Origin of the sequence: Polaribacter sp. NJDZ03, assembly GCF_019263805.1 — a bacterium.
In the GTDB taxonomy this organism is placed as follows: domain Bacteria; phylum Bacteroidota; class Bacteroidia; order Flavobacteriales; family Flavobacteriaceae; genus Polaribacter.
On sequence record NZ_CP079195.1, the window covers coordinates 2,377,188 to 2,400,000 of the forward strand.

A 22,813-nucleotide genomic window follows, 5' to 3' on the forward strand; every position below is an offset into this window, starting at 1 on the left:
TACAAGTTTATTTTAGGTGTTCGAGTGTCATTTCGAAATGAGCCTCTTTCAGGTGATTGAGAAATCTCACAAATTTGGTATTGATTATGAGATTCCTCTTCCTGCGTCATTCGGAATGACAATCATACTTCATTCGGAATGACATTTGTAATTGCCAGTGACTACTTAATCACTTCAATCCAACGTCCTTTTGTTCTCACCAAATAATCATGATCATACATGGCTTCTACCTGAATTCCTGGTAAATAATAATTTCCTAAATAGGCTGCATTCAACAACACCGTAAAAGTTTTTGTTTCTGCTTTATTAGACTGCTGATTCAAATCGAAATAAAAATTAACTCTATCATCTCTAATATCTGTATAACGAGCTTCACTTTTTGTAGTTGTACCAAAATCAGTAAAACGAGTATTCACAATTTCCCATCCTGATGGGAAAACTTGCGTTAAAGCAATGTCTTTTACAGTTTCATTTTTAGGATTGCTCACAATTATTTTTGCTACAAAATCCTGACCTTGTTTTAAGTCGTTGATATTGATAGGTTTTCCTTGTAAATCCACATATTGAACAGACGCACTCAAGCCTCTACTTTCTGTAATTTCATCACCCAAAGGCAACTGACCAGAATTGATAATTCTTGCAAAGACAACATTGTTATCTTCATTTTTTATAGTGAAAGAGTTTGCTCCGTTTTTAACCTGAACGGTTCTTTGCACCATAGAACTTTGTGTGTCTACCGCAACCTTTTTCCCGTTATTAGTATATTCTAAATTAATGGCTTTCCCTCCGTTTTTAACCACCATTTTACCAATTGCTAATAAACTATATGCAGTAGACTGTGTGCTCATCCATTTACTACCAGACAATTCTTTTGCAATAGATTTTGCTACCTCTTTTATGTCTTTATGATCAGTTATTAACATGGTTTCTAAAGCCATTGCTCGGTTTCTATCTACAGATCCGTAAGAATAATAATTGTATTTAGAAGTGGTAAAATTAATATTTGCAGTGTTCATAATTTCTAAACTCGCTTCTTTTTGTCCTGCCAAAGCATACGCTGCAGCCAAACGCCATTTTGCATCGTTAGAAATTTGTTTAAACTCGCGCATTCTGTTCATTGCAGACAAATCTGGACTACCAGCTAAAGCCAATGTATATAAACGATAAGCTTGTGCTAAATCTGTATAATTATTTCTGTAATCTGGTCTCCAATTTCTTGCTGCATTTTTCTGATACCTAATAAAATCACTTTTAAAAGTTAACGGTAAAACAAATCCTTTTTTAGCAGCTTCTAACATAAAATGACCAGCATAGGTTGTTCCCCAATCATCTGTTTCACTTTCTCCCATCCAATAACTCAAACCTCCATTTGCTTGCTGAAAGTTTCCTAATCTTTTAATTCCGTTTTCTATATTTTCTTGAATTTGACGTTTTTTATCCGACGTTAAGTCGAAAATATCATTCAAAAATAATTGTGGAAAAACACCTGAAGTAGTTTGTTCTACGCAACCATGCGGATACTGAATTAAATACTCTAATCTTCCAGAAAAGTTAATTTGAGGAATGGTAGATAATTCTAACATTGCGGTATTTGATCCTTCAACTCCAAATGTATCAAAATTAATAGTTTGACTTTGATTTCCTTCTACAGTTGCATCTACTATTTTAGATGTAATTGGATTCGGATTTACAACATCTAACTCCACTTTATAAGTTGCTTTTTCTCCATTTCCGGATGCAATAATTTCAACCGTATTGATGCCGTTTGCTTTTAAAACATCCATTTCAAAATACACCATTTTTTCATCTGGCTTCTCAAAATTAAGTTTTTGAGTTTTATGACCAATCACTGCAATTCCGTTAGATGTTTTTACCTCAATAGTTACATTCTTCACTTTTTTATCCATCGCAAAAATGGTAATTGGCAACGTAACTTTTTCTTTTGGTGATAATTTTCTTGGCAATGTAGCCAACACCATTAAAGGCTTTTTAACAGGAACTGCTTTTTCTGCATTCCCAAAAGCTTCATTAGTAACATCACCCGCAACTACCATGGTTCTCACAGATCCAATATAATTTGGTAATGTAATTTTATGAGAAGCTGTATTTCCTTTTTTAAGATAAAACGGACCAATAAATTTTACAACTGGTTTAAATCTGTTGGCTTTTCTATTTTTTGCAGCAGCAGCACTTCCATCTCCACCAATAGCAAAAACCTGATCTACACTACCCGAATACGCACCAATTACATCATCAAAAATATCCCATGTTTTTACACCCAAACCTTCTCTTGCATAGAAAACATCAAACGCATTTGGAGTTTTAAAACGTGTTAAATCTAACAAACCTTCTTCTACAACAGCCAAAGTGTAGGTCATGGCTTTGTTGTTTTTTTCAGAAACTTTTACCGTAAATTCTTTTTCTGGCTGTAATTCATCTGGCATCGAAATTTGAGGCTCTAATTTGGTACTTTCATCTTCTACCAAAAGCGGAATTACACCAAACAATCTTATTGGTAAATCGTTTTCAGAAACTTGATGTGGTTGTAATAATGAAATATTTACAAACACATTTGGCGCCATATTTTTGTTGATAGGAATTTCTACAGAAGTATTCCCTTTTGTCGTTTTCACCCATTTAGTTTCTAAAACTTTTGTACCATTTTCTATACTGATTAACGCATGACCTTCACTCCCTGATGGAAATGTAATTTTAGCAGTTTCACCAACATTGTACTTTTCTTTATCCGCAGAAAACACTAACATTTTTGCAGCTTCTTTATTATCAGAACCAGAATTTTGCCACCAATTTTTATAGAAATAAGCAGTTCTACCTGTTGCGTGACCACTTTTCTTGTCGATCACTCTTATTAAAAAACGACCTCTATCTCTTTCTGGAATATTCAAATTGAAACTTCCATTTCCCTTAGAGTTCGTGCTAATTTTTAGAGTTTTGTAGGGTTTGTTATACGTACTAGAAGTATATCTAGACAAGTTATCATCAGAAGAACTCCACCACCAGCGCCACTCAATTTTATAAACCTCAACCTCTATTTCATCTCTTTTTACTGGACTTCCTTTTTCATCAACCGAAACTACAGAAAAAGTCTGATTTTCATCTGTAAAGAAAGAACCATACCTATTTCCTTCTGGAGATTTTAAACCTACAAAAGAAGTAAAAGGCGCATATTTTTTAGTGAAAGCATCTATAGAAAAATCGCCTCCGTTCTCAAATGCTCTTACCAAAAACTGCACATTTAACATACCCGGAGCATTTTTACCAATACTTAATTTACTATCAATTTTTGCTATTCCGTTTGCATCTAATTTCCCTTCAAAAATATTTATTTCTTCGGATGAAAATTCTCTTGATGGATCTGTAAAAACATATTCTTTGTAATTTTCAAAGCCATAATTTGCCGTAGAAACTTTTGCTTTAATTTCTGCTTTTAGATTTTTTGCAGGTGTTCCGTGCAACCATTTTACGTCTAAAGTTCCGTTAATTGGTTTGTTACTTGCTAAAACCTCATCACCAAAATCTACTTTAATTTTTAAACGATTTGGTTTTACAGTTTCTATTTTTAAACTCTGATAAAACTTTGCCCCACCCACAGAAATTTTAGCATTGTAGTTTCCTGTTTTTGCCTCTTGAGTAGTTGAAAAAGTAAACTTGTAAAAATTATTTAAGTTTTCTGATGTTACTTTTTTATATACCAATTTTCCGCTTGGGTCTGTAACTTCTAATTTTACAGGATGGTTTTTTGGCAACTTATTATCGGCATCATTTAGCATAAAAGTTAAATGAACAGCATCTCCTGGGCGCCAAACTCCACGTTCTCCATAGATATACCCTTTTAAGCCTTTTTCGGTTTTGCTACCAGCAACATCAAACTTGCTTAAAGACAAAGAATTTCCGTCGAACAATCGAATGTATCCTTTATTATTCCCTTTTGAAACGACTGCAAAAGCTACAGCTTTAGGAGTCTCAATATTAGCAAGTCCTTCTGAATCTGTTTTGGTAGACAAAATTTCTTGTTGCTGAAAATTGAATAATTTTATGGTTGCTCTTGCTTGCGGTTTTGTGTTTAAAATATTTGTTACAGCAAAGAAATAAGAATTATTAGTTCCTTTTTTTGCAATGATTCCTAAGTTTGATGCTAATAAATTCTGAGTTACATCTTTATAGTAATAATAAGAATCTGAACAAGGATTGTCTCTTTCTTGCCAATTATAATTACGGTCTTTATAATCGTATAATTTGTTATCCCAATACAACTCTTCTCTTGCTTCTTCGTCTTCTATTTTACTTAAATCGTCATACTTTTCATCTTCGAATTTATCTGAATTTGTATTCGAATTTTCATTCTCTGAACAGGTATAAAACACCTGATTTTTATTATAACTTAATTCTACTCTATAAATTGCTCCAGGTTCAGCCTCAAACATTTTAGATAAATCTACACTATAGGCTTTCCATTTCTGCGTGTTATTTACTTTGTTATCAATTAATGTAATTGTTTTCTTAGCAACACGCCTACCAACTCGTTTAATCTGATATTCATTATTACTGTTCATGCTATTTTCTTGCAAAAATTGCAACACATTGTCTTCGTAAATTTTAATAATTCTAACGTCTACTTCTTTTACGTTTATGGCTTCGAAGTTGAACTTTAAATCTTTAGAATTTGGTAAAATAGTTCCGCTACTTATCGCTCTTATTTCTGGTTTCTTTTGATCGAAAGTGATGGTTTCTTTATAAGCATCTTTTAATCTATAATTGTCAGAATTTTTGATTCCCTGAAAAACAGATACCAAAACAGCACCTTGAAACTTATTTTCTGAAAATACTTTTAACTCGTTTCCGTTGACAATAAAACGTGGTTTTTTTTCATTTTTAATAGTTACCAAACCATCAAAATTTTGCTGTTTTTTAAGTTGATCAGAAAAGTTGATAGTAATATACTGCTCAGAAGTATTGTTTATCTTTAAACTAAGTACTTTAAAATTATTCTTACCAGGAATAAGAACTTCATTTTCACCTTTAGACTCGGCATTTATAGTTTTTCCATCCCAAGAAATGGTTAATTGAGAATCTTCTACAAAACGTTGGATGCTGTCTATTTTAAATTCGAAAACCTTTCCGTTTTTGTAGGATTCATTCCAAACGATGTTTTTTGATGTTCCATTTTGAGAAGCACTTATTAATTTTTTAGCATTTTCTAATAAAATAATATCTGCAGATTTTACAACTCCTTCTAAATATTGAAATTCTTTAGAATACGATTGTAAATTATTGGTTTGAACATTAAAATTAGGCGTAATTGTTTTAAATTGAAATGTGTAATCTTTAAAACCTTGAGGCGTGTCTTTATAAATTTCTTCCAGTTTTACAGAAACACTATATTCTGTATCTGCACTTAAAACCTCATCCGGAATAAAAATAAAAGCGTGTTTATTTACCGTTTTAATAGTACCATTTACATGTGGTTTTACAAAAATAATTTCAGTTGAAATTTCTTGGTTTGCTTCCCAACCTTCTACTTCTTTGGCAAGGTTTACTTCTATATTATTTGCAACAGAAACCACTCCGGATGTAGTGTAACTTATGTATTCTTTAAACTTAAAAATGTTATCTGTTTTAACTTCTTCTTTTTTACAAGAGAAAATTAACAGCAAAATTGAGATTGTTAAAAGTAAATTTTTCTTTTTCATAGTAATTGTATTTGTAAACACAGCTCAAAAATAAGGATTAGGATTAACCTGAACATAACTGTTTAGTATTCGCTATGGTTTATTTAGTATTCGTTAAAAACATAGAAAAACCCCAATCTAAAAGATTGGGGTTTTTGTAAGTGTCTAGTAGTTCACTTTAAGATCATTTATACCAAAAAAAGTTTAAATTAAAAAATATTAATGGTAAACTAAATAATACCTTTTGTTAATTATCATTAAATATTTTATTTATTCTATTTAATATCCCAAACACCAAAATTGAAGCCACTATCTGATAAAATATAGAAAAAATTGCAATAAGTAAATTAGATTTAACTAATGTTACAATAAAAGTCCAGAGCAATAAAAGTCCTGCCAGATAAAGATAGGTTGTATCTTCTCCTTGAACTGCAATAACAATACATATTAAAACACCTATACCTCTAATGATTGTACCTACGCTAAATATATTGTACCCATAATTATCACTAGTATAACTCCATAAAAAGTAACCTAAAGCAAAATAAACTATAATCCCAATTACTACTAATGCTATCACCATATTTCTAATTTTTACATAAATTTATTATTGCTTCAATTGCCTTTTCATATTTCAATTGTTTTGCTACTGACAAGCAATCACATCCTACTTCTTTTTTATTTAATTTTATCATTGATAATCCAACATAATACCAAGTTTTTTTATTTTTCTTATCAATTAAGATTGCATTATTACCATCTATTAATGCTTTTGAATACTCTCCATTTAGGTAATATGCCTCTAACCTATTAGATAATGTAACCGCATTGTTAGGATTTAAAATATTTGCTTGTGAAAAATCAATTATTGCAGATTCGTATTTACCAATTTTAACTTTACAATATCCTCTATTACTATAAGAAAATTCTTTTTTATCTCCATATAACAATGACCTATCATAATCTAAAATAGCTCCTTCATAATCTTTATTATCAATTTTAATACTAGCTCTATTTTCGAAATTTATTGCGTTTTTAGAATCTAATTTTAAAGCTTCGTCATAATCTTCCAAAGCTAAATTAAAATCCTTAATTTTCTCTCTTGCAGACCCTCTATTGGAGTATGCCTCCATATAGCCCTTGTCTAATTTAATCGCATCTGAAAAATCTTCAATCGAGCCCTTAAAATCTTTTATATGCATTTTAATTAACCCAATTTTATTAAAAAGCTCCTTGTTATTTTTATAAATTAATTTTGCCTCATTTAAGACAGAAATAGATTCCTTAAATTTAAATTCTTTATTAAGATCTTTAGATTTTTTCAAATAATACTCTAAATGCCTAACCTCTTCTTTCTTTTGTGCAGATACTTCGTTAAAAGATAGAATGATTATGAAAAAAATTAAAAATGTAGTTCCTTTATACATTTAAAATATTTTGAATTTTACTTTTAGCATAATAAGTCGACAAGTAAATTACCAGACTATCTGTATCTCCCTTACTAATCAACCTTTCCAAGTCTTTTTTGTCTTTTTCAGATTTTGCAAAATGTTTAACGATAACCTCACCCTTACCCTGTTTAATTATTTCCTTAACGTAAATTTTTGTTTTTCCTGTTTTTATAAATTTCTTTAAAGCACTTCCAAGTTTACCTTCATCTAATAATTGTATTATTTCATCAATTTTAGCTTGATTATCATTTTTCACACTATCAAATTGTTTGTTGAAATTCATAATATCATATATCCAAAATACAATACCACCAATCAATAAAGTTAATATAGCAACGATTAAACGAATTAAAAACTTCTTAAAACTCCCTAAATAGAGTTGATGAATTCCAAATATTCCAGTTAAAGGGAAGAAAAGTAGAAGTTGAGCAATTTTTTTGTTTTTCATGTTTTTATATGTTCTTTTAAGTTCACTTGTAAATAAAAATTATTTTACTGACGGATTACCATATTTAATTAAAAAGAATCCTTTTAAATTTTTTGTAAAAATGTATATATCTTTTTAATTTTAGTTACGGGTTTCCGTAATTAAGTTTTTTTTTAGGAAAATTTCTAAAGTTATTCCTATTTCCGCGCAAATATACTAGAAAGGTATTATATATCATAACCCAACTAGTCGTTTTACTGACCTTCTTTGTAAAATGATTACTGTTGAGGAGAAATATTTAAAATCTTTAGGTAAAAATATATCAAGAATGAGACGATTAAACAATTTTAGTCAGTTAGATATTTGTGCAATAATTTCTATGGAGAAATCAAATCTATCTAGTATTGAAAATGGCAGGCAAAACCCTACTACATTAACTTTAAAAAAAATAGCCGATGCGATTGGTGTTGAGGTTAAAGATTTTTTCAACTTTGATTAATCTTTTGTAAAACTGCAAAAAACTAACACAAAATAAAGCAAATATTTATTCCAAAACAAAAAAACCCCAATCGGAATGATTGGGGTTTTTGGAGGTGTCTAGCGGATTCGAACCGCTGTACATGGTTTTGCAAACCATTGCCTAGCCACTCGGCCAAGACACCTTTTTATCTTAAAGAAAATTTACAATAAATTATAAATCTGTTTTTAAGGATTGCAAATTTAAGCAAATTTTAAAGGATTGCAAGTCTTTTTTTAATTTTAAAATAAAAACAAATAGTTTTTCTGCTTTTATACGTGTTCACCCACCTTTTAGTTACGTAATATCTATCTCTTTTTTGTAAGAATAATGACCACTTCTTCTACATTTCCGCCAATTGGTGGGTTAATTTTTGCCACTGCAACTTTGGCTTTTTTTACCATAGGAATTTCTTTAAACGTTCTGTCTAAGATTCTCTGAGCCACTTCTTCTAACAATTTAGAACGAATGGCCATTTCTTCTTTTACAATACGGTTTAAATGTACATAATCTACCGTGTCTGCTAATTCATCTGTTTTAGATGATTTTTTTAAATTTGCCTTAATTTCTACATCAACGCTGTATTCTGAACCTATTTTTCCTTCTTCGTCTAAACATCCATGAAAAGCATAGAGTTTAATATTGTTTACTTGTATTATTCCCATTTTGTAATTTAAAAGAACAAATATAGCGTTATTAACCGATTTTTATAGACTTTCTACTACTTGTGTTAGTGATTGAAACGGCAGCTTTTTTATCGTTTTTTTTCTAAAACGATAAAAAACTACAGTGGAAAGCACGACCCGTAGGGAAACACCCAAAAAAAGCATTTAAAAACGAGTTATTTTACGTAATTTTGGTGCTTAATTTTGTACCGAAACAGATGTCTGAAGAGAAAAAATCGCTCAATTTTTTAGAGCATATTATTGAAGAGGATTTAGCAAACGGAATGCCAAAAGAAAATTTACGTTTTCGTTTTCCGCCAGAACCAAATGGGTATTTGCATATTGGTCACACCAAAGCAATCGGAATTAGTTTCGGTTTGGGTGAGACTTATAATGCACCTGTAAATTTGCGTTTTGATGATACAAACCCTGCAAAAGAAGAGCAAGAATATGTAGATGCAATTAAGAAAGATATTTCTTGGTTGGGCTATTCTTGGGCAAATGAGTGTTATTCATCAGACTATTTTCAGCAATTGTTCGATTGGGCAGTTTTGTTGATAAAAGATGGAAAAGCATATGTAGATTCTCAATCTTCGGAAGATATGAGAGCGCAAAAAGGTACGCCAACTCAGGTTGGTACAAATAGTCCTTTTAGAAACAGATCTGTAGCAGAAAACTTGGAATTATTCCAAGGAATGAAAGACGGGAAATTTAAGGAAGGGGAACATACTTTGCGTGCAAAAATTGACATGGAAAACCCAAATATGTTACTACGTGATCCTTTAATGTACAGAATTATGTATAAAGATCACCATAGAACTGGTGATGCTTGGTGCATTTACCCAATGTACGATTGGACGCATGGTGAGAGTGATTATATTGAGCAAGTTTCGCATTCTTTATGTTCTCTTGAGTTTAAACCTCACAGAGAATTGTACAATTGGTTTAGAGATACTGTTGTTACGTATAGCAAGGAGAAATACCCAAATCCGCCAAAACAACGTGAGTTTTCTCGTTTGAATTTGAGTTACACCATTATGAGTAAACGTAAGTTGTTAACTTTGGTTGAACAAGGAATTGTTGCTGGTTGGGACGACCCAAGGATGCCTACAATTTCTGGTTTAAGAAGACGTGGTTATACTCCGGAGTCTATAAAAAGTTTTATTGAAACTGTTGGTGTTTCTAAACGTGAAAACGTAATTGATGTAGCTCTTTTAGAGTTTAAAATTCGTGAGGATTTAAATAAGACTGCCAAAAGAGTGATGGGAGTTTTAGACCCTATTAAAGTGGTAATTACAAATTATCCGGAAGGAAAAGAAGAGTTCTTAACCGCTGAATACAATGATTACGAAGATGGTTTTGGAACTAGAGAGGTTCCTTTTTCTAGAGAAATTTACATAGAACGTGAAGATTTTAGAGAGGAAGCGAATAAGAAATTCTTCCGTTTAAAATTAGGAAAAGAAGTGCGTTTAAAAAATGCGTATTTTATTACAGCAACTAGCTGTACTAAAGATGCTGACGGAAATATTACAGAAATACAGTGTACGTATGATCCGTTAACAAAATCTGGAATGGATACCGAAGAAAGCAAGCGTAAAGTAAAAGGTACTTTGCACTGGGTTTCTGTAAAACATGCAGTAAAAGCAGAAGTAAGAGCTTATGACCGATTGTTTTTAGATGAAGCACCAGATTCTCATAAAGATAAAGATTTTATGGAGTTTATAAACCCAAATTCTTTAGAAATAATTACTGCTTTTGTAGAACCTAGTTTACAAACAGCTACCATTGGTGAGCGTTTTCAGTTTCAGCGAATGGGCTATTTTAATGTTGATGATGATGCAACTTCTGATAATTTAGTGTTCAATAAAATTGTTGGATTACGTGATTCTTGGGGAGGTCAATAAAATTTTAGTAGGCAGTTTCAGTTATCACTGTTGTGTTTAATTAGTATTCAGTGGCAGTAGCAGTATTCAGTTATCACTGTTGTGTTAAAAAGTGAATGTGAGCAGTTCTCACTGTTGTGTTTTAAAATTTATAAGTATGAAAAAATTAATTGTTTTAAGTTTATTAATTTTAGCTTCTTGCGGAAACAAAAAAGAAATAAAACATGTTGCAGAAATTTCTTGTGGCCAATGTCAACTAGATTTAGATTCTGAAGATGGTTGTAGTTTAGCCGTTCGTTTTGATGATAAAGCGTATTTTGTTGATGGTTTTAATATTGATGATTTTGGAGATGCACATGATGAAAATATTGGCTTTTGTAATGCAATTAGAAAAGCAACAATTGTTGGTCTTGTAAAAGACGGACGCTTTGTAGCGAGTTCTATTGAGTTGGTTGAGTAAAAGAACCAAGATTTTTAGAATCAAGAACCAAGACAAATAGATTGCTGCTTTTACAGGAATAATAATAAATAAAAAATCCGATGAAAATTATTTCATCGGATTTTTATTGAAACATATATAAGATATATACTTTATATTTGTTATATTAGATTTTTGAAACAAAATAAAGTTATCATTATAATGAAAAAATTAATAGAAATCGATGATACTATTCTTACTAAACTGAAAGTATTATCTGCTTTTGAAGGATTAAGCGTAAAAGCCTTAATGGAAAAAGCTATTGAATTGTTTGTAAAGACGAAAGAGAAAGAACAATTAGATCGTTTAACAGATGAACAAAAAGAGGATATAGGACTTTTATTGTTAATGCAACAAGCAGATAGAACCGACACAGTGAGTAGAGACGATATCTTCAAATTGTTAAAATAGAATGAAGGTAATTTATCTAAAAAGCTTAGAAAAAGATTTAAAAAAAATTAAAGACAAAAAACTTCTTAAGCAATTAGAAACAGTTTTCATAAATCTCGAAGAAAAAGAGATTTTAAATCAGATTTCTAATGTTATGAAAATGTCTGGTCATAAAGATTTTTATAGAATTAGAATTGGTAATTATAGATTAGGTATTCATTATTCCGAAGAAACAATAACTATTGTTCGTTTTGTAAAACGTGAAGATATTTATAAACTGTTTCCTTAAAAAATAGATTGCTGCTTTTGCAGGAATAATAATAAATAAAAAATCCGATGAAAATTATTTCATCGGATTTTTACTGTTAATCTGAATTTATTTCAGACGCTTATGATTGTTGAAGTTGTGTAAGTTGAGACGCTGAAACAAGTTCAGCATGACAAGGCCTAATACTTTTTAGAACCCTACTTTTTTACACTGAAAACTGAATACTAACCTAAGGTGCAGGATTCGGTATTAATTTATGAACTGCTTCAATTTCATTTAAAATTTCTTCTGATAAATCAATATTTATACTACCAATATTTTCTTTTAATTGACTCATTTTAGTCGCTCCAATAATATTACTAGTAACAAATGGTAGCTGATTAATATAAGCCAAAGACAATTCCGTTAAACTCATTTTGTTTTTTAACGCAATCTCCTCATACTTTAAAATAGCTTGTTCCGATGCACCCTCTTGGTATCTAGTAATATAATTAGGAAACAAAATTCCTCTTGCATTTGTAGGTTTTTGTCCTCTTAAATATTTACCAGTTAATACCCCTTGTGCCAACGGAGAATAGGCTAATAAGCCTATATTTTCTCTCAAAGACACTTCAGACATTCCGTATTCATAACTTCTATGTATTAATGAATAAGAATTCTGAATCGTTGCCATTCTTGGTAAATTCATTTCTTTGGCTGCTTGTAAATACTGCATGGTTCCCCAAGGTGTTTCGTTAGACAAACCTATTTGTCTAATTTTACCTTCATTAATTAACTTTTGTAAAGTTTCTAAAATCTCTACATGGTTCTCTGCTTCTTCATTTGAAGTCTTATAAGGATAATCTCTTGTACCAAAACAATTAACACCTCTTTCTGGCCAATGCAACTGATATAAATCTATATAATCCGTTTGCAGTCTTTTAAGACTTCCTTCTACCGCATCAATAATTCCTTGTTTGGCAAATCCATTTTCTCTAATGTGAGCCGTATAAGGCCCTACACCAGCAATTTTACTACCTAAAACAACCTTATCTCTATTCCCTGTTTTTTTAAACCAGTTTCCAATAATAGTTTCTGTGGCTCCATACGTTTCTGGAGTTGCAGGAACTGCATATAATTCTGCAGTATCAAAAAAGTTAACACCTTGTTCTAATGCATAATCCATTTGCTCAAAACCTTCTTCTTGTGTGTTTTGTTTTCCCCAAGTCATGGTTCCTAAACAAATCTTAGAAACCTTAATATCTGTATTTGGTAATTTTGTGTATTTCATATATAAATGAAGTATAATTTTGTAAATGTTTAATCGTGTAATTGTACAAAAACTTACTGCGAATTTAAAAACTAATATTTTAACCAAAAAATTAAGCGTGTAATTATTAAAATTACACGCTTAATTGACTTATAATATTTAAACTTATAAAAATTTGTTATTTGTAAACCGTGTTAAACAAATACATGATTTAACAAATAAACACTAGATTCCCGATTTCTCGGGAAAGACAGTTTATAAGTATTCTTGAGATAAAAATTCAAGAAACACTTTTCATCTTATTTTAATATAGCTTCAATACCTGGTAATGTTTTTCCTTCTAACATTTCTAACATTGCTCCACCACCAGTAGAAACATAACTTACTTTATCTGCAAAACCAAATTGTTTAACAGCAGCAACAGAATCTCCACCACCAACTAAAGAAAACGCTCCGTTTTTGGTTGCTTTGTCTATAGAATTACCTAATGCAATTGTTCCTCCTGCAAAAGATTCCATTTCGAAAACACCTAAAGGTCCGTTCCATAAAATAGTTTTACATTTATTAACAACAACATCAAAAATTTCTCTAGATTTTGGTCCAGCATCAACTCCTTCCCAACCATCAGGAATTTCATTAATATCTAAAATTTGAGTATTTGCATCGTTAGAAAAATCATCTGCAGCAATAACATCTACTGGTATATGAATTTCTACTCCTTTTTCTTTTGCTTGCTTTAAGATATCTAAAGCTAATTCCATTTTATCATCTTCACAAATAGAGTTTCCAATTTTTCCACCTTGTGCTTTAATAAAAGTAAAACTCATTCCACCACCAATAATTAAGTGATCTACTTTATCTAAAATATTTTCAATCACTGTAATTTTAGAAGATACTTTTGCACCACCCAAAATTGCTAAAACTGGTCTTTCAGAATTGTTTAATACTTTATCTATACTTTCTATTTCTCTTGCTAATAAATTTCCAAAACATTTGTTTTCAGGAAAAAACTGAGCAATAATTGTAGTAGAAGCGTGCGCTCTGTGTGCAGTACCAAAAGCATCGTTTACATAAACATCACCAAATTTCGATAATTTTTCTGCAAAAGCAACATCCCCTTTTTTCTCTTCTTCGTAAAAACGTAAGTTTTCTAATAATAAGATTTCTCCCGACTTTAAATTTGCTACAGCTTCTTCTACTTTAGCTCCAATACAATCTGAAACAAACTTTACTTTAACTCCTAAAATTTCAGTGGCTTTGGCTACAATATGTCCTAAAGAAAACTCCTCTTGAAATCCTTTTGGACGTCCTAAATGAGACATTAAGATACAGCTTCCTTCTTGCTCTAAAATATCTATAATTGTAGATTTTGCAGCTTGAATTCTTGTAGCATCTGTTACTTCAAATTTATCATTTAAAGGCACATTAAAATCTACACGAATTAACGCTTTCTTATTCTTGAAATTAAAATCTTTTAGTGTTTTCATCTTTTATTAATCTATTTTCAACAAAAATACCTAATTATTTACTCTTTTAGAAGTGTAAATCCTAAAATTTAATACAACGTTTGCGAAGACAAATACCGCTCTTGCAACTAATTTACAAATGAAAAAGATTGCTTTCTAAATTTGGTGGATTAATGACAAACAAATTTTATATTTGCCTATGCTTTTCAACCAAATTATAGGCCAAGAACACATAAAAAAACACTTAAAAGTCTCTGCAGAAAACGGCAGAATTCCGCATGCACAATTATTTGTAGGTAAAGAAGGCAGCGGTACTTTGCCAATGGCAATTGCTTATGCTCAGTTTTTATTGTGTAATTTTTCTGATAATGTTGATGTCTGTAACCTAAAATGCGACAAACTACAACACCCAGATTTACACTTTGCATATCCTGTAACTTCCAATGATAACGTAAAAAAACACCCAGTTAGTAGTTTATTTTTAGAAGATTGGAGAACTTTTATTGCAACACAACCTTACGGAAGTTTATTTAATTGGCTGCAACACATTGGTGTAGAAAATAAACAAGGGCTTATTGGGGTTGATGAAGCAGAAGAAGTTGTAAAAAAACTAAGACTTAAAAGTTACGAAGGTGGTTTTAAAGTGATGATTATTTGGATGGCAGAAAAAATGAATATTGCTGCTGCTAATAAGTTGTTAAAATTAATTGAAGAACCACCAGAAAAAACAGTTTTCATCTTAATTACCGAAAGCGAAGAACAAATTATAAACACCATTAAATCTCGTTGTCAGGCACTACATTTCCCTGCGTTAAGTGAGCAAGACATCTCTAATACCTTAGTGGTAGATCATCAGGTTTCAGATAATGAAGCTGCAAAAATTGCGCATCAGGCAGAAGGGAATTTTAATAAAGCACTCCATTTATTTCACAACGATTCTAGTGATCTTATTTTTGAAGAATGGTTTATTGCTTGGATTAGAACTGCTTTTAAAGCCAAAGGAAACGCTGCTGTTGTACAACAATTAATAGAATGGTCGGACACGATTGCCAAAACCGGACGCGAAACTCAAAAGCGTTTTTTAGAGTATTGTTTGCAATTTTTTAGACAGGCTTTATTGCTGAATTATAAATCTGAAAACTTGGTTTTTATGGAATCTAAAACAGGGTTTAATCTTTCTAAATTTGCTCCTTTTGTACATTCTGGTAATATTTTAGATATAGAAAAAGAACTAAATGATGCCATGTATCATATAGAAAGAAACGGAAATCCGAAAATTATTTTGTTAGATCTTTCCATGAAACTAACTCGTTTTTTACATAAAAAGGAAGAGACCGTTTAACTTTAATATTTTTTTTAGAAGCTATTTCCAGCTTTCGCTACTCGCTTTTTTTACCAAAAAAAGATAAAAAAGAGCTCAAACAAGCCGCTCAATCTGGGCTAAACATGTTTGCCAATTAAAAGAATAACACAAGCGTTGTACTAATTAATTTGTTAATTATAACCCTATCGATAAATAACAAAATCAGACCCTTCAGGTTTCAAAAACCTGAAGGGTCTTTTTTATCTGTTAATCTTTAAACCTATACTTTCTATGTTACCAGGTAGTTAATTTTTAAAAAATCAGGTACTTTATGCTACCAAGCTAGTAAGTTTCTATAAAAAGCTATAACAAAAAAGTTTAACCAATTCCATTTAAAATTCTTTTAGCCACAAATAAATCTGCAATTGTTGGGTTTTCTGGGCAACTTTTTATTTGTATAAACTCATCTCCAGATTTCACAAAACCAGTTTGTAAAACTTTAAAATAAACGCCACAAAAAGTAGTTTTCCAAAACTTTTTTACAATTGTCATATTATTAAAACGAACTCCTAATTTATAACAAGGTTCTCTATGCAACGTCGCTTCTAAAATAGTTTCGCCAACTTTAAAAGTATCACCCGCATAAATTTTAGTTTCGTCTATGTCATCAATGGTTAAGTTTTCCCCAAAGATTCCCGTTTCAAAATTAACCTTAGGATAAACAGCTTTCCAATACTCATAATGTTTTACAGAATATCCGTAAACCGCTTGTAAAACCCCTCCGTGATTCTCTCTATCACAAATAGTATCTCCTTTAACGTCTTCTGCATCTAAAAAGATAGGTTTATCAACAGAATATTTAAAAATACCTGTAGTTACTAACGTTCCTTTGTAGTCTATTTCTTTTCGTTCTCCAATATTTGTTGATATAATTCTCATTATTCCTATGTATCCTAAAAGATTTTAAGAACCTTGTAGGTTTGTTATTTTACAAACTTTTTTAGTGCCTTTTTAGTAAAATCAGACAAAACTAATTCACCAGAAATAGCCGCTCTTTCTGCTAATAAATCAGTCCAATTTTCTGTGCCTTGCCACAGTACTTTTTTCATTTCTGTTAATGCTTCCGGATTATAAGACGCTAATTTTTCTGAGAATAATTCTACTTCTTCCTCTAATTCTTTTTGAGTTTCAAAAACCTTAGCATACAAACCCTTTTCTTTTGCCCAGTATGCATTTTTCCAATTAGTAGCATCTAAAGTAAGTTCTGCAGTACCAGAAACACCTATTTTTCTACTTACTGCTGGCTCAATTACAAAAGGTCCAATTCCTATGGTAAATTCAGATAATTTTATCGCCGCGTTTTCGGTTGCCAAAACGTAATCGCAAGCTGCTGCTAAACCAACACCACCTCCAACGGTTTTTCCTTGAATGCTACCAATAATTAATTTTCCACAAGTTCGCATCGCATTTATTACGTTTGCAAAGCCAGAAAAAAATTGTTTTCCTTCTTCTAAATTAGAAATAGCCACTAATTCATCAAAAGAAGCACCTGCACAAAATGCTTTTTCTCCTTCAGACTTTAAAATAATAACAGATACGTCTTCATTACGCCCAACTAAAATTAGTTCTTTACTCAATCTTCCTAATAATTCACTCGGAAAAGAATTACTTGCAGGATGTCCAAATTCAATCGTTGCAATATTATTTTGAATACTCGTATATAAACTTCCGTTTTGTCTTGTAGTGCTCATAGAATGTATCTTTTTGTAAAAATAGTGGATTTTATTTTGAATGTCTTTTTTGAATGAGACTTTTTAATCTTTAGAAAATCAATTAAAGAAATTAAAAAATAAGATTCCTCAATCGCTAAAAAGCTCATTTCGGAATGACACGTAAAAATTATTCGTTGACTACTAAAGGTATAAACTTCTTTCTAAATCTAATAATTAACGGTAAACCTCTTGCAATCATCCAAAGTGTAAAGGCAATCCAAATTGCAATTAATTTTAAATCGAAATAATCAAAAATCAATAATGTCGGTATAAATACCAATGCAGTAGAAAGAAGTAAGAGGTTTCTTAAATATTTCATTTCTCCCATTCCTTTAAACATTCCATCAAAAATAAAAGAGATGGCATTTATAGGTTGCATTAATAAAACAATCCAAAAAACATTGTAAAACTGCTCTAAAACAGCGGGCTCTTTTGTAAAAATTTGTCCGATGAAATTATAAAAAATAAAACCAACCATACCAATAAGTACTCCTATTGCCAATCCATATTTTAAAAGTTTATTACTTAGTTCTACCAAAGAAGTATAATCTTTTGCTCCTAAAAATTTTCCGGATAATATATTTCCTGCACTAGCATATCCGTCTACCATAAAAGCACCTAACAACCAAATATTAATACCAATAGTGTAGGCGGCAATATATTCTTTACCATAATCTGTGGCATAAGAAGTTGCAAGGTACAAAGCGGTATTTAAGGCAATAGTTCTTACAAAAAGATTGCCAATCATCCCTAATAATCGTGGAATTTCTGAATGAACTTCAAACGAAATCCTCAATGAAATAGCCGTTTTTTTCAGCAACAAAACAAGAGCAATAATAGCCATTGTAATTTGCGCAATAATACTTGCATATGCAGCACCTTCAATATTCATGGCTGGTATATAGCCCTCAATTCCGTATACTAAAATAATGTCTAAAAAAACATTTAACAAAGCCCCTATAATTGCAATAATCATTGGGTAATAAGTATTTTGTAAACCTCTAAAAATGCCAAAAACAGCAAATACGAAAAGTGAAAATGGAAATCCAAATATTCGTATTTTAAAATAGGTAACACAATATTCTAAAACGGTTCCGGATGCATTATAAAATTGAAAAATTTCTTTTGAAAATGGATACGAAATTGCCAATATTACTAAACTTCCAAAAACTATAATGGCAATAGCCTGCGCTGGTAAACCTTTTACTTCCTCTAATTTATTAGCGCCTACATATTGAGAAACAATAGAAGAAATAGCACTTCTAATTTGTCCGAAAACCCAAATTAACATAGAAATAAATGCGCCTACAATGCCAACAGCTGCCAAACTTTCTGTTGCGTTTTCAGAAATGTTACCAATAATTGCTGTGTCTGTAATAGATAATAATGGTTCTGCAATACCTGCAATTAAAGCAGGAATTGCTAACTTATTAATATTCTTTAAAGTAATAGTTGTGCTCAAAAAATTATTTTTTGCAAAGGTAATTACATTTGCGTTAAAGATTGTAGCCTTTATAATACGTTCAAGATAAAATCCAATTCCATTATGAGTAATGAACGAGAACTTATAAAAGAAAACCTGTATCTGGTGGTAACAGCAAAAAAAAGTTTTAATACCTTAAATCTGCCGGTTCAATAAAATCAACCTCTAGCGTGTACATCTCTTTAATATAGGTTTTTATCTCAACAATAAATTCTTCTAATTTTTCTTCGGTAATTTCTACATCGGGTTTTCTATAATTTGATGAAAAGTTAATCGATAAAAAACCATTATTTAAGTTCTTAAAAGAATAAATACCACCTTCTAAAGGTTTCTTAAAATCATACTTTTTACTTTTTGTGTACAAATAAGCGTATAATAGTACTTGAATGGCTTTATGTTGCTCTTTTTCTCTTAACCTTTCGAATTCTACCACACGTAAATCTGCACCGCTTACCATACCAGTTTTATAATCGATAATACGCAAAACACCATTTAACTGATCTACTCTATCTACCAGACCGTGAATTTTTATAGGAAAATCAATTCCTTCAATTTCTATTTCTGTTGATAAATTTTCTTCTGTAGCAATAATCTTTAATTGATTGTTCTTGTCTTTTAACAAGTCCTTCTCTTGTGATAAAAAATTATTAACGAATCTATTTGCAACTTCAAAAATTAAGCGATTTCTTCCTGTAGAAATATCTCCATTTTTAAAAGCTTTCTTAAAATGTTTCACTACTAAATCTTTCGATTTTGTACGCATTAAATCGATGTCTTCTGTTTGTAAAAACTTCCCCACAAAAGGCACATATAATTCATCTAAAGCTTCATGAACAACTGTACCTAAAGTATTATAAGCAACGGTTTCCTCTACATCTTCAAACTCTTTTAATTTGATTATTTTTTGCTTATAAAACGAAATCGGATTGTATAAATAATTGGTTAATGCAGAAGGAGAAATTCCTTTTTCAGCCAATTCCTTCAATTTTTCTAAAACGGTTTCATCCTTCTTAATTTCTTTTAATTCAACTTTTTGATTCACAACTTTAGGAGCAACAGTTTTCTGAATTACATCTGTTCGCATCATTTCTAATTGCGTAACAAACCTACTTTTCTCTCCACTTCCTAAAACGTCGTGTTCTGTATTATAAATGATAAAAACGTTTTTTGCTCTTTGCATTAATCTAAAAAAGTGATACGAAAAAATAGCATCTTTTTCTCTATAGGTTGGCAAACCAAATTCTACTTTTACATCAAAAGGAATAAAAGAATTTTGCTGACTACTAGCTGGTAAAACTCCTTCGTTGGTAGAAACTAAAATAATATTTTCAAAATCTAAAACACGGGTTTCTAACATTCCCATTAATTGCAAACCTCTTAATGGTTCTCCTTGAAAGGATAAACTTTCAGAAGAAATTAATTGTCTAAAAAAAAGAGCTAATGTTTTTAAATCAGGGAAATATTTAAACTCATTTTGCAATGTTTTTAACTGCGTAAATGTGGTGTAAAATCTGAATAAATATTCTTTTTCTAAATCGCTAACATCTTCTTTTAAATAGTTTATTAAGTTTAAAATTCTGTCTATAAATTCATCTACGGAAGCATAAGAGCTAAATATTGAAACCAACACCTGTTTTAATGCTACTTCTGAATTTTCTAATAATTTATGAATATCATTCTGATTGATAAAGGTCTGATTATGCTTTGCAATATTATCTGAAAATGTATCTATTTCTGGAATCAATCTATAAATAGATTGATGTTTTAAAAACCGAATAACGTCTTTATAATAAAACTCATTTACAATTGATTTTTGCAATTTATCTTGAGAAATAAACAATTGAAATATAGAAAACAATAAGTTGGTTGTAGGTACATCTTTTAATGGGTACCCCATAGTAATGTTAATCGCATTAATATTTTTGGGCAAAGAATTTAACGTAATTGGCAACAATGTTTCATCTGCTAAAACCAAAGCCGTATTTTTAAAATCTGTAATTTTCTCTAAAATTTCACCTGCATATTTAATTTGAGTGGTATTTTTAGAAGCTCCAATAACCTCTATATTTTTAGGTGCAGAAAATGTGTCACCTAAGGTTTTTATATCATTTTTCTCATAATATCTCCACTCCTTTTTATATCTTCTTATAAATTTACCTGCTTGATGATTAGATTTAAAAAAAGATTCATCAATATCCCAATAAATTTCTGAATTTCCAATTTCTAAAACTTTTTGAAATAATAATTCTTCTGCTGCATTTAAGGCATTAAATCCAATGAAGAAGAATTTTTTATCGCTGTTTTTTTCTAAAAAAGAATCTATTTTTTTACAAGACTCTCTATAAATTAAACCTTGATACCCAATATTATTTTCTTTTAAAAATTGATAAAAAGCATTGTAATAAGTATTTAGTTTTTCAAGAAACAAATAATGATCTTTCATTAATTCGGTTTCTTTAAACTCTCCTTCTACAGACCATTTCTTTAAACGCTGAATATCTCTCAAATAATGAAAAATGTCTTTAGTTGCTATTAAGTGCTGATCTATTTCGTTAAAATCTTGAATAACCGTAAAAGCCCAAGAAGCAAACACATCAAAAGTTACAGGTTCTTTCTCAATACCCTTATAAATAGTATAAAAATAAAATAATAACTGAATGCTATCAGCCTTTTCAATTCCAGAAATTTTGTTGATAAACTGCTCTACATTTATAATTTCCGGTAAAAAACCAACGGTAATTTTATCTTTAAAGGTTTGTTTTACAAACACTTTTGCTCTTTGAGAAGGAAGTACAAAAATGACATCTTCAAAAGATTTTGTTGTTTTTAAAATAGTCTCTATTGTAGTAGAAATAAAAGATTGCATAGTTTAAAGTAGGTCTCAACTCCGTTAAAACAGACATTTAGAAAAAACTGTCTACAAAAAGCGAAATTGAGAGGTTCATATGAAATACCAAATTACAATTTTTATCCTATTTTTGAGTAATCAAATTTTTAATTTTAAGAATAAAAAAATGCAAAATGAATTAAACATAGTTGGTATTCAGTCAGATTTAGCTTGGGAAAATCCAGCCAAGAATCTTACTTTTTTTGAACAAAAAATAAATACACTGTCTAAAAATACAGATTTAGTAGTGTTACCAGAAATGTTTACTTCTGGTTTTACCATGAATCCAAAAAAAGTAGCAGAGAAAATGGATGGTAAATCCATTTCTTGGATGCTTAAAATGGCTACAGAAAATAATTTTGCGATTTGTGGAAGTTTAGTGATTTCTGAGCAAGGGAATTTCTACAATCGTTTGGTCTTTATACATCCATCAGGCAAAATAGAAACCTATAATAAACGACATTCTTTTACTTTAGCAGCAGAGGATAAAGTATACACTTCAGGAACAGAAAAACTAATTGTAAATTACAAAGGATGGAAAATTTGTCCTTTGATATGTTATGATCTACGTTTCCCTATATGGGCTAGAAATACAGAAAATTACGATCTATTAATATTTGTGGCAAATTGGCCTACTATTAGAATAAAAGCATGGTATACGCTATTAAAAGCACGTGCAATAGAAAACATGACTTATGTTATTGGAATAAATAGAACCGGAAAAGACGCTAATAATTATGAATATACTGGAAACTCACTAATTGTTAATTTTTTTGGTGAAGAAACTTCTAAGCTTAAAAATAATGAAGTAGGAATTATAAAGTCAAGTTTAGTTAAAACAGATCAAGATTACAATAGGAAAAAAATGGGTTTTTTAAATGATA

The 22,813-nt window shown here is 30.4% G+C and carries 18 protein-coding genes and 1 tRNA gene (1 of these 19 running past the window's edge); 7 read left to right on the plus strand and 12 right to left on the minus strand.

Going from position 1 to position 22,813, the window contains the following annotated elements:
* Positions 1–161 precede the first annotated feature (161 nt).
* The 4 genes from KV700_RS10040 to KV700_RS10055 form a co-directional block, all read right to left on the minus strand.
* The gene (locus KV700_RS10040) at positions 162–5,711 is read right to left on the minus strand and encodes an alpha-2-macroglobulin (protein ID WP_218597807.1); all 5,550 of its coding nucleotides are present in this window, start codon (positions 5,709–5,711) and stop codon (positions 162–164) included.
* A 226-nt stretch (positions 5,712–5,937) separates the two neighbouring features.
* Positions 5,938–6,273 (minus strand): hypothetical protein, encoded by a 336-nt coding sequence (locus KV700_RS10045; RefSeq protein WP_218597808.1) that lies wholly within the window; start codon positions 6,271–6,273, stop codon positions 5,938–5,940.
* 4 nt (positions 6,274–6,277) lie between these two features.
* A complete protein-coding gene (locus KV700_RS10050) occupies positions 6,278–7,117 on the minus strand; it encodes a tetratricopeptide repeat protein (protein WP_218597809.1) in 840 nt (279 codons plus the stop codon).
* Complete coding sequence (locus KV700_RS10055) at positions 7,110–7,589, minus strand: TM2 domain-containing protein (protein WP_218597810.1); 480 nt, start codon at positions 7,587–7,589, stop codon at positions 7,110–7,112. Before KV700_RS10055 ends, KV700_RS10050 begins: the two co-directional genes overlap by 8 nt.
* Before the next feature lie 253 nt (positions 7,590–7,842).
* Between KV700_RS10055 and KV700_RS10060 the strand changes: the two genes are divergently transcribed.
* Complete coding sequence (locus KV700_RS10060) at positions 7,843–8,067, plus strand: helix-turn-helix transcriptional regulator (protein ID WP_218597811.1); 225 nt, start codon at positions 7,843–7,845, stop codon at positions 8,065–8,067.
* A gap of 89 nt (positions 8,068–8,156) precedes the next feature.
* Here the strand turns inward: KV700_RS10060 and KV700_RS10065 are convergent.
* Together KV700_RS10065 and folB are read right to left on the minus strand one after the other, a co-directional pair.
* Positions 8,157–8,230, minus strand: a tRNA-Cys gene (locus KV700_RS10065).
* 163 nt (positions 8,231–8,393) lie between these two features.
* On the minus strand, positions 8,394–8,750 hold the full coding sequence (folB, locus tag KV700_RS10070; protein WP_218597812.1) for a dihydroneopterin aldolase: 357 nt from the start codon (positions 8,748–8,750) through the stop codon (positions 8,394–8,396).
* Positions 8,751–8,968: 218 nt separating this feature from the next.
* Between folB and KV700_RS10075 the strand changes: the two genes are divergently transcribed.
* From KV700_RS10075 to KV700_RS10090, 4 genes are all read left to right on the plus strand, one after another.
* Positions 8,969–10,654, plus strand: coding sequence for a glutamine--tRNA ligase/YqeY domain fusion protein (locus KV700_RS10075; RefSeq protein ID WP_218597813.1), 1,686 nt, complete (start codon positions 8,969–8,971; stop codon positions 10,652–10,654).
* 136 nt (positions 10,655–10,790) lie between these two features.
* A complete protein-coding gene (locus tag KV700_RS10080) occupies positions 10,791–11,093 on the plus strand; it encodes a DUF6370 family protein (protein WP_218597814.1) in 303 nt (100 codons plus the stop codon).
* A 180-nt stretch (positions 11,094–11,273) separates the two neighbouring features.
* The gene (locus KV700_RS10085) at positions 11,274–11,522 is read left to right on the plus strand and encodes a hypothetical protein (RefSeq protein WP_218597815.1); all 249 of its coding nucleotides are present in this window, start codon (positions 11,274–11,276) and stop codon (positions 11,520–11,522) included.
* 1 nt (position 11,523) lies between these two features.
* A complete protein-coding gene (locus KV700_RS10090; protein ID WP_218597816.1) occupies positions 11,524–11,790 on the plus strand; it encodes a type II toxin-antitoxin system RelE/ParE family toxin in 267 nt (88 codons plus the stop codon).
* A 208-nt stretch (positions 11,791–11,998) separates the two neighbouring features.
* Here KV700_RS10090 and KV700_RS10095 read toward each other — a convergent pair whose 3' ends face one another.
* Both KV700_RS10095 and pgk read right to left on the minus strand, forming a co-directional pair.
* The gene (locus KV700_RS10095) at positions 11,999–13,039 is read right to left on the minus strand and encodes an aldo/keto reductase (protein WP_218597817.1); all 1,041 of its coding nucleotides are present in this window, start codon (positions 13,037–13,039) and stop codon (positions 11,999–12,001) included.
* A gap of 278 nt (positions 13,040–13,317) precedes the next feature.
* On the minus strand, positions 13,318–14,505 hold the full coding sequence (pgk, locus tag KV700_RS10100; RefSeq protein ID WP_218597818.1) for a phosphoglycerate kinase: 1,188 nt from the start codon (positions 14,503–14,505) through the stop codon (positions 13,318–13,320).
* A 178-nt stretch (positions 14,506–14,683) separates the two neighbouring features.
* Here pgk and KV700_RS10105 point away from each other — a divergent pair, with 178 nt between their 5' ends.
* The gene (locus KV700_RS10105) at positions 14,684–15,826 is read left to right on the plus strand and encodes a DNA polymerase III subunit delta' (protein ID WP_218597819.1); all 1,143 of its coding nucleotides are present in this window, start codon (positions 14,684–14,686) and stop codon (positions 15,824–15,826) included.
* A gap of 339 nt (positions 15,827–16,165) precedes the next feature.
* On the opposite strand, the gene KV700_RS10110 is transcribed toward KV700_RS10105, so the two are convergent.
* From KV700_RS10110 to KV700_RS10125, 4 genes are all read right to left on the minus strand, one after another.
* Positions 16,166–16,726: an MOSC domain-containing protein gene (locus tag KV700_RS10110; RefSeq protein WP_218597820.1), complete on the minus strand. Its 561-nt coding sequence runs from the start codon at positions 16,724–16,726 to the stop codon at positions 16,166–16,168.
* A 44-nt stretch (positions 16,727–16,770) separates the two neighbouring features.
* Positions 16,771–17,538 carry an enoyl-CoA hydratase/isomerase family protein gene (locus KV700_RS10115; protein ID WP_218597821.1) on the minus strand — a complete coding sequence of 256 codons (768 nt, stop codon included), beginning with the start codon at positions 17,536–17,538 and terminating at the stop codon, positions 16,771–16,773.
* Positions 17,539–17,686: 148 nt separating this feature from the next.
* Positions 17,687–19,021, minus strand: coding sequence for an MATE family efflux transporter (locus KV700_RS10120; RefSeq protein WP_218597822.1), 1,335 nt, complete (start codon positions 19,019–19,021; stop codon positions 17,687–17,689).
* Between the two features lie 148 nt (positions 19,022–19,169).
* A complete protein-coding gene (locus KV700_RS10125; protein WP_218597823.1) occupies positions 19,170–21,908 on the minus strand; it encodes a PD-(D/E)XK nuclease family protein in 2,739 nt (912 codons plus the stop codon).
* Between the two features lie 148 nt (positions 21,909–22,056).
* Here KV700_RS10125 and KV700_RS10130 point away from each other — a divergent pair, with 148 nt between their 5' ends.
* Positions 22,057–22,813, plus strand: partial view of a nitrilase family protein gene (locus KV700_RS10130; protein WP_218597824.1) — the 5' portion only. Its footprint extends 26 nt past the window's final position; 757 of the gene's 783 nt are visible here — the first part of the coding sequence; its start codon is at positions 22,057–22,059; its stop codon lies beyond the right edge, outside the window.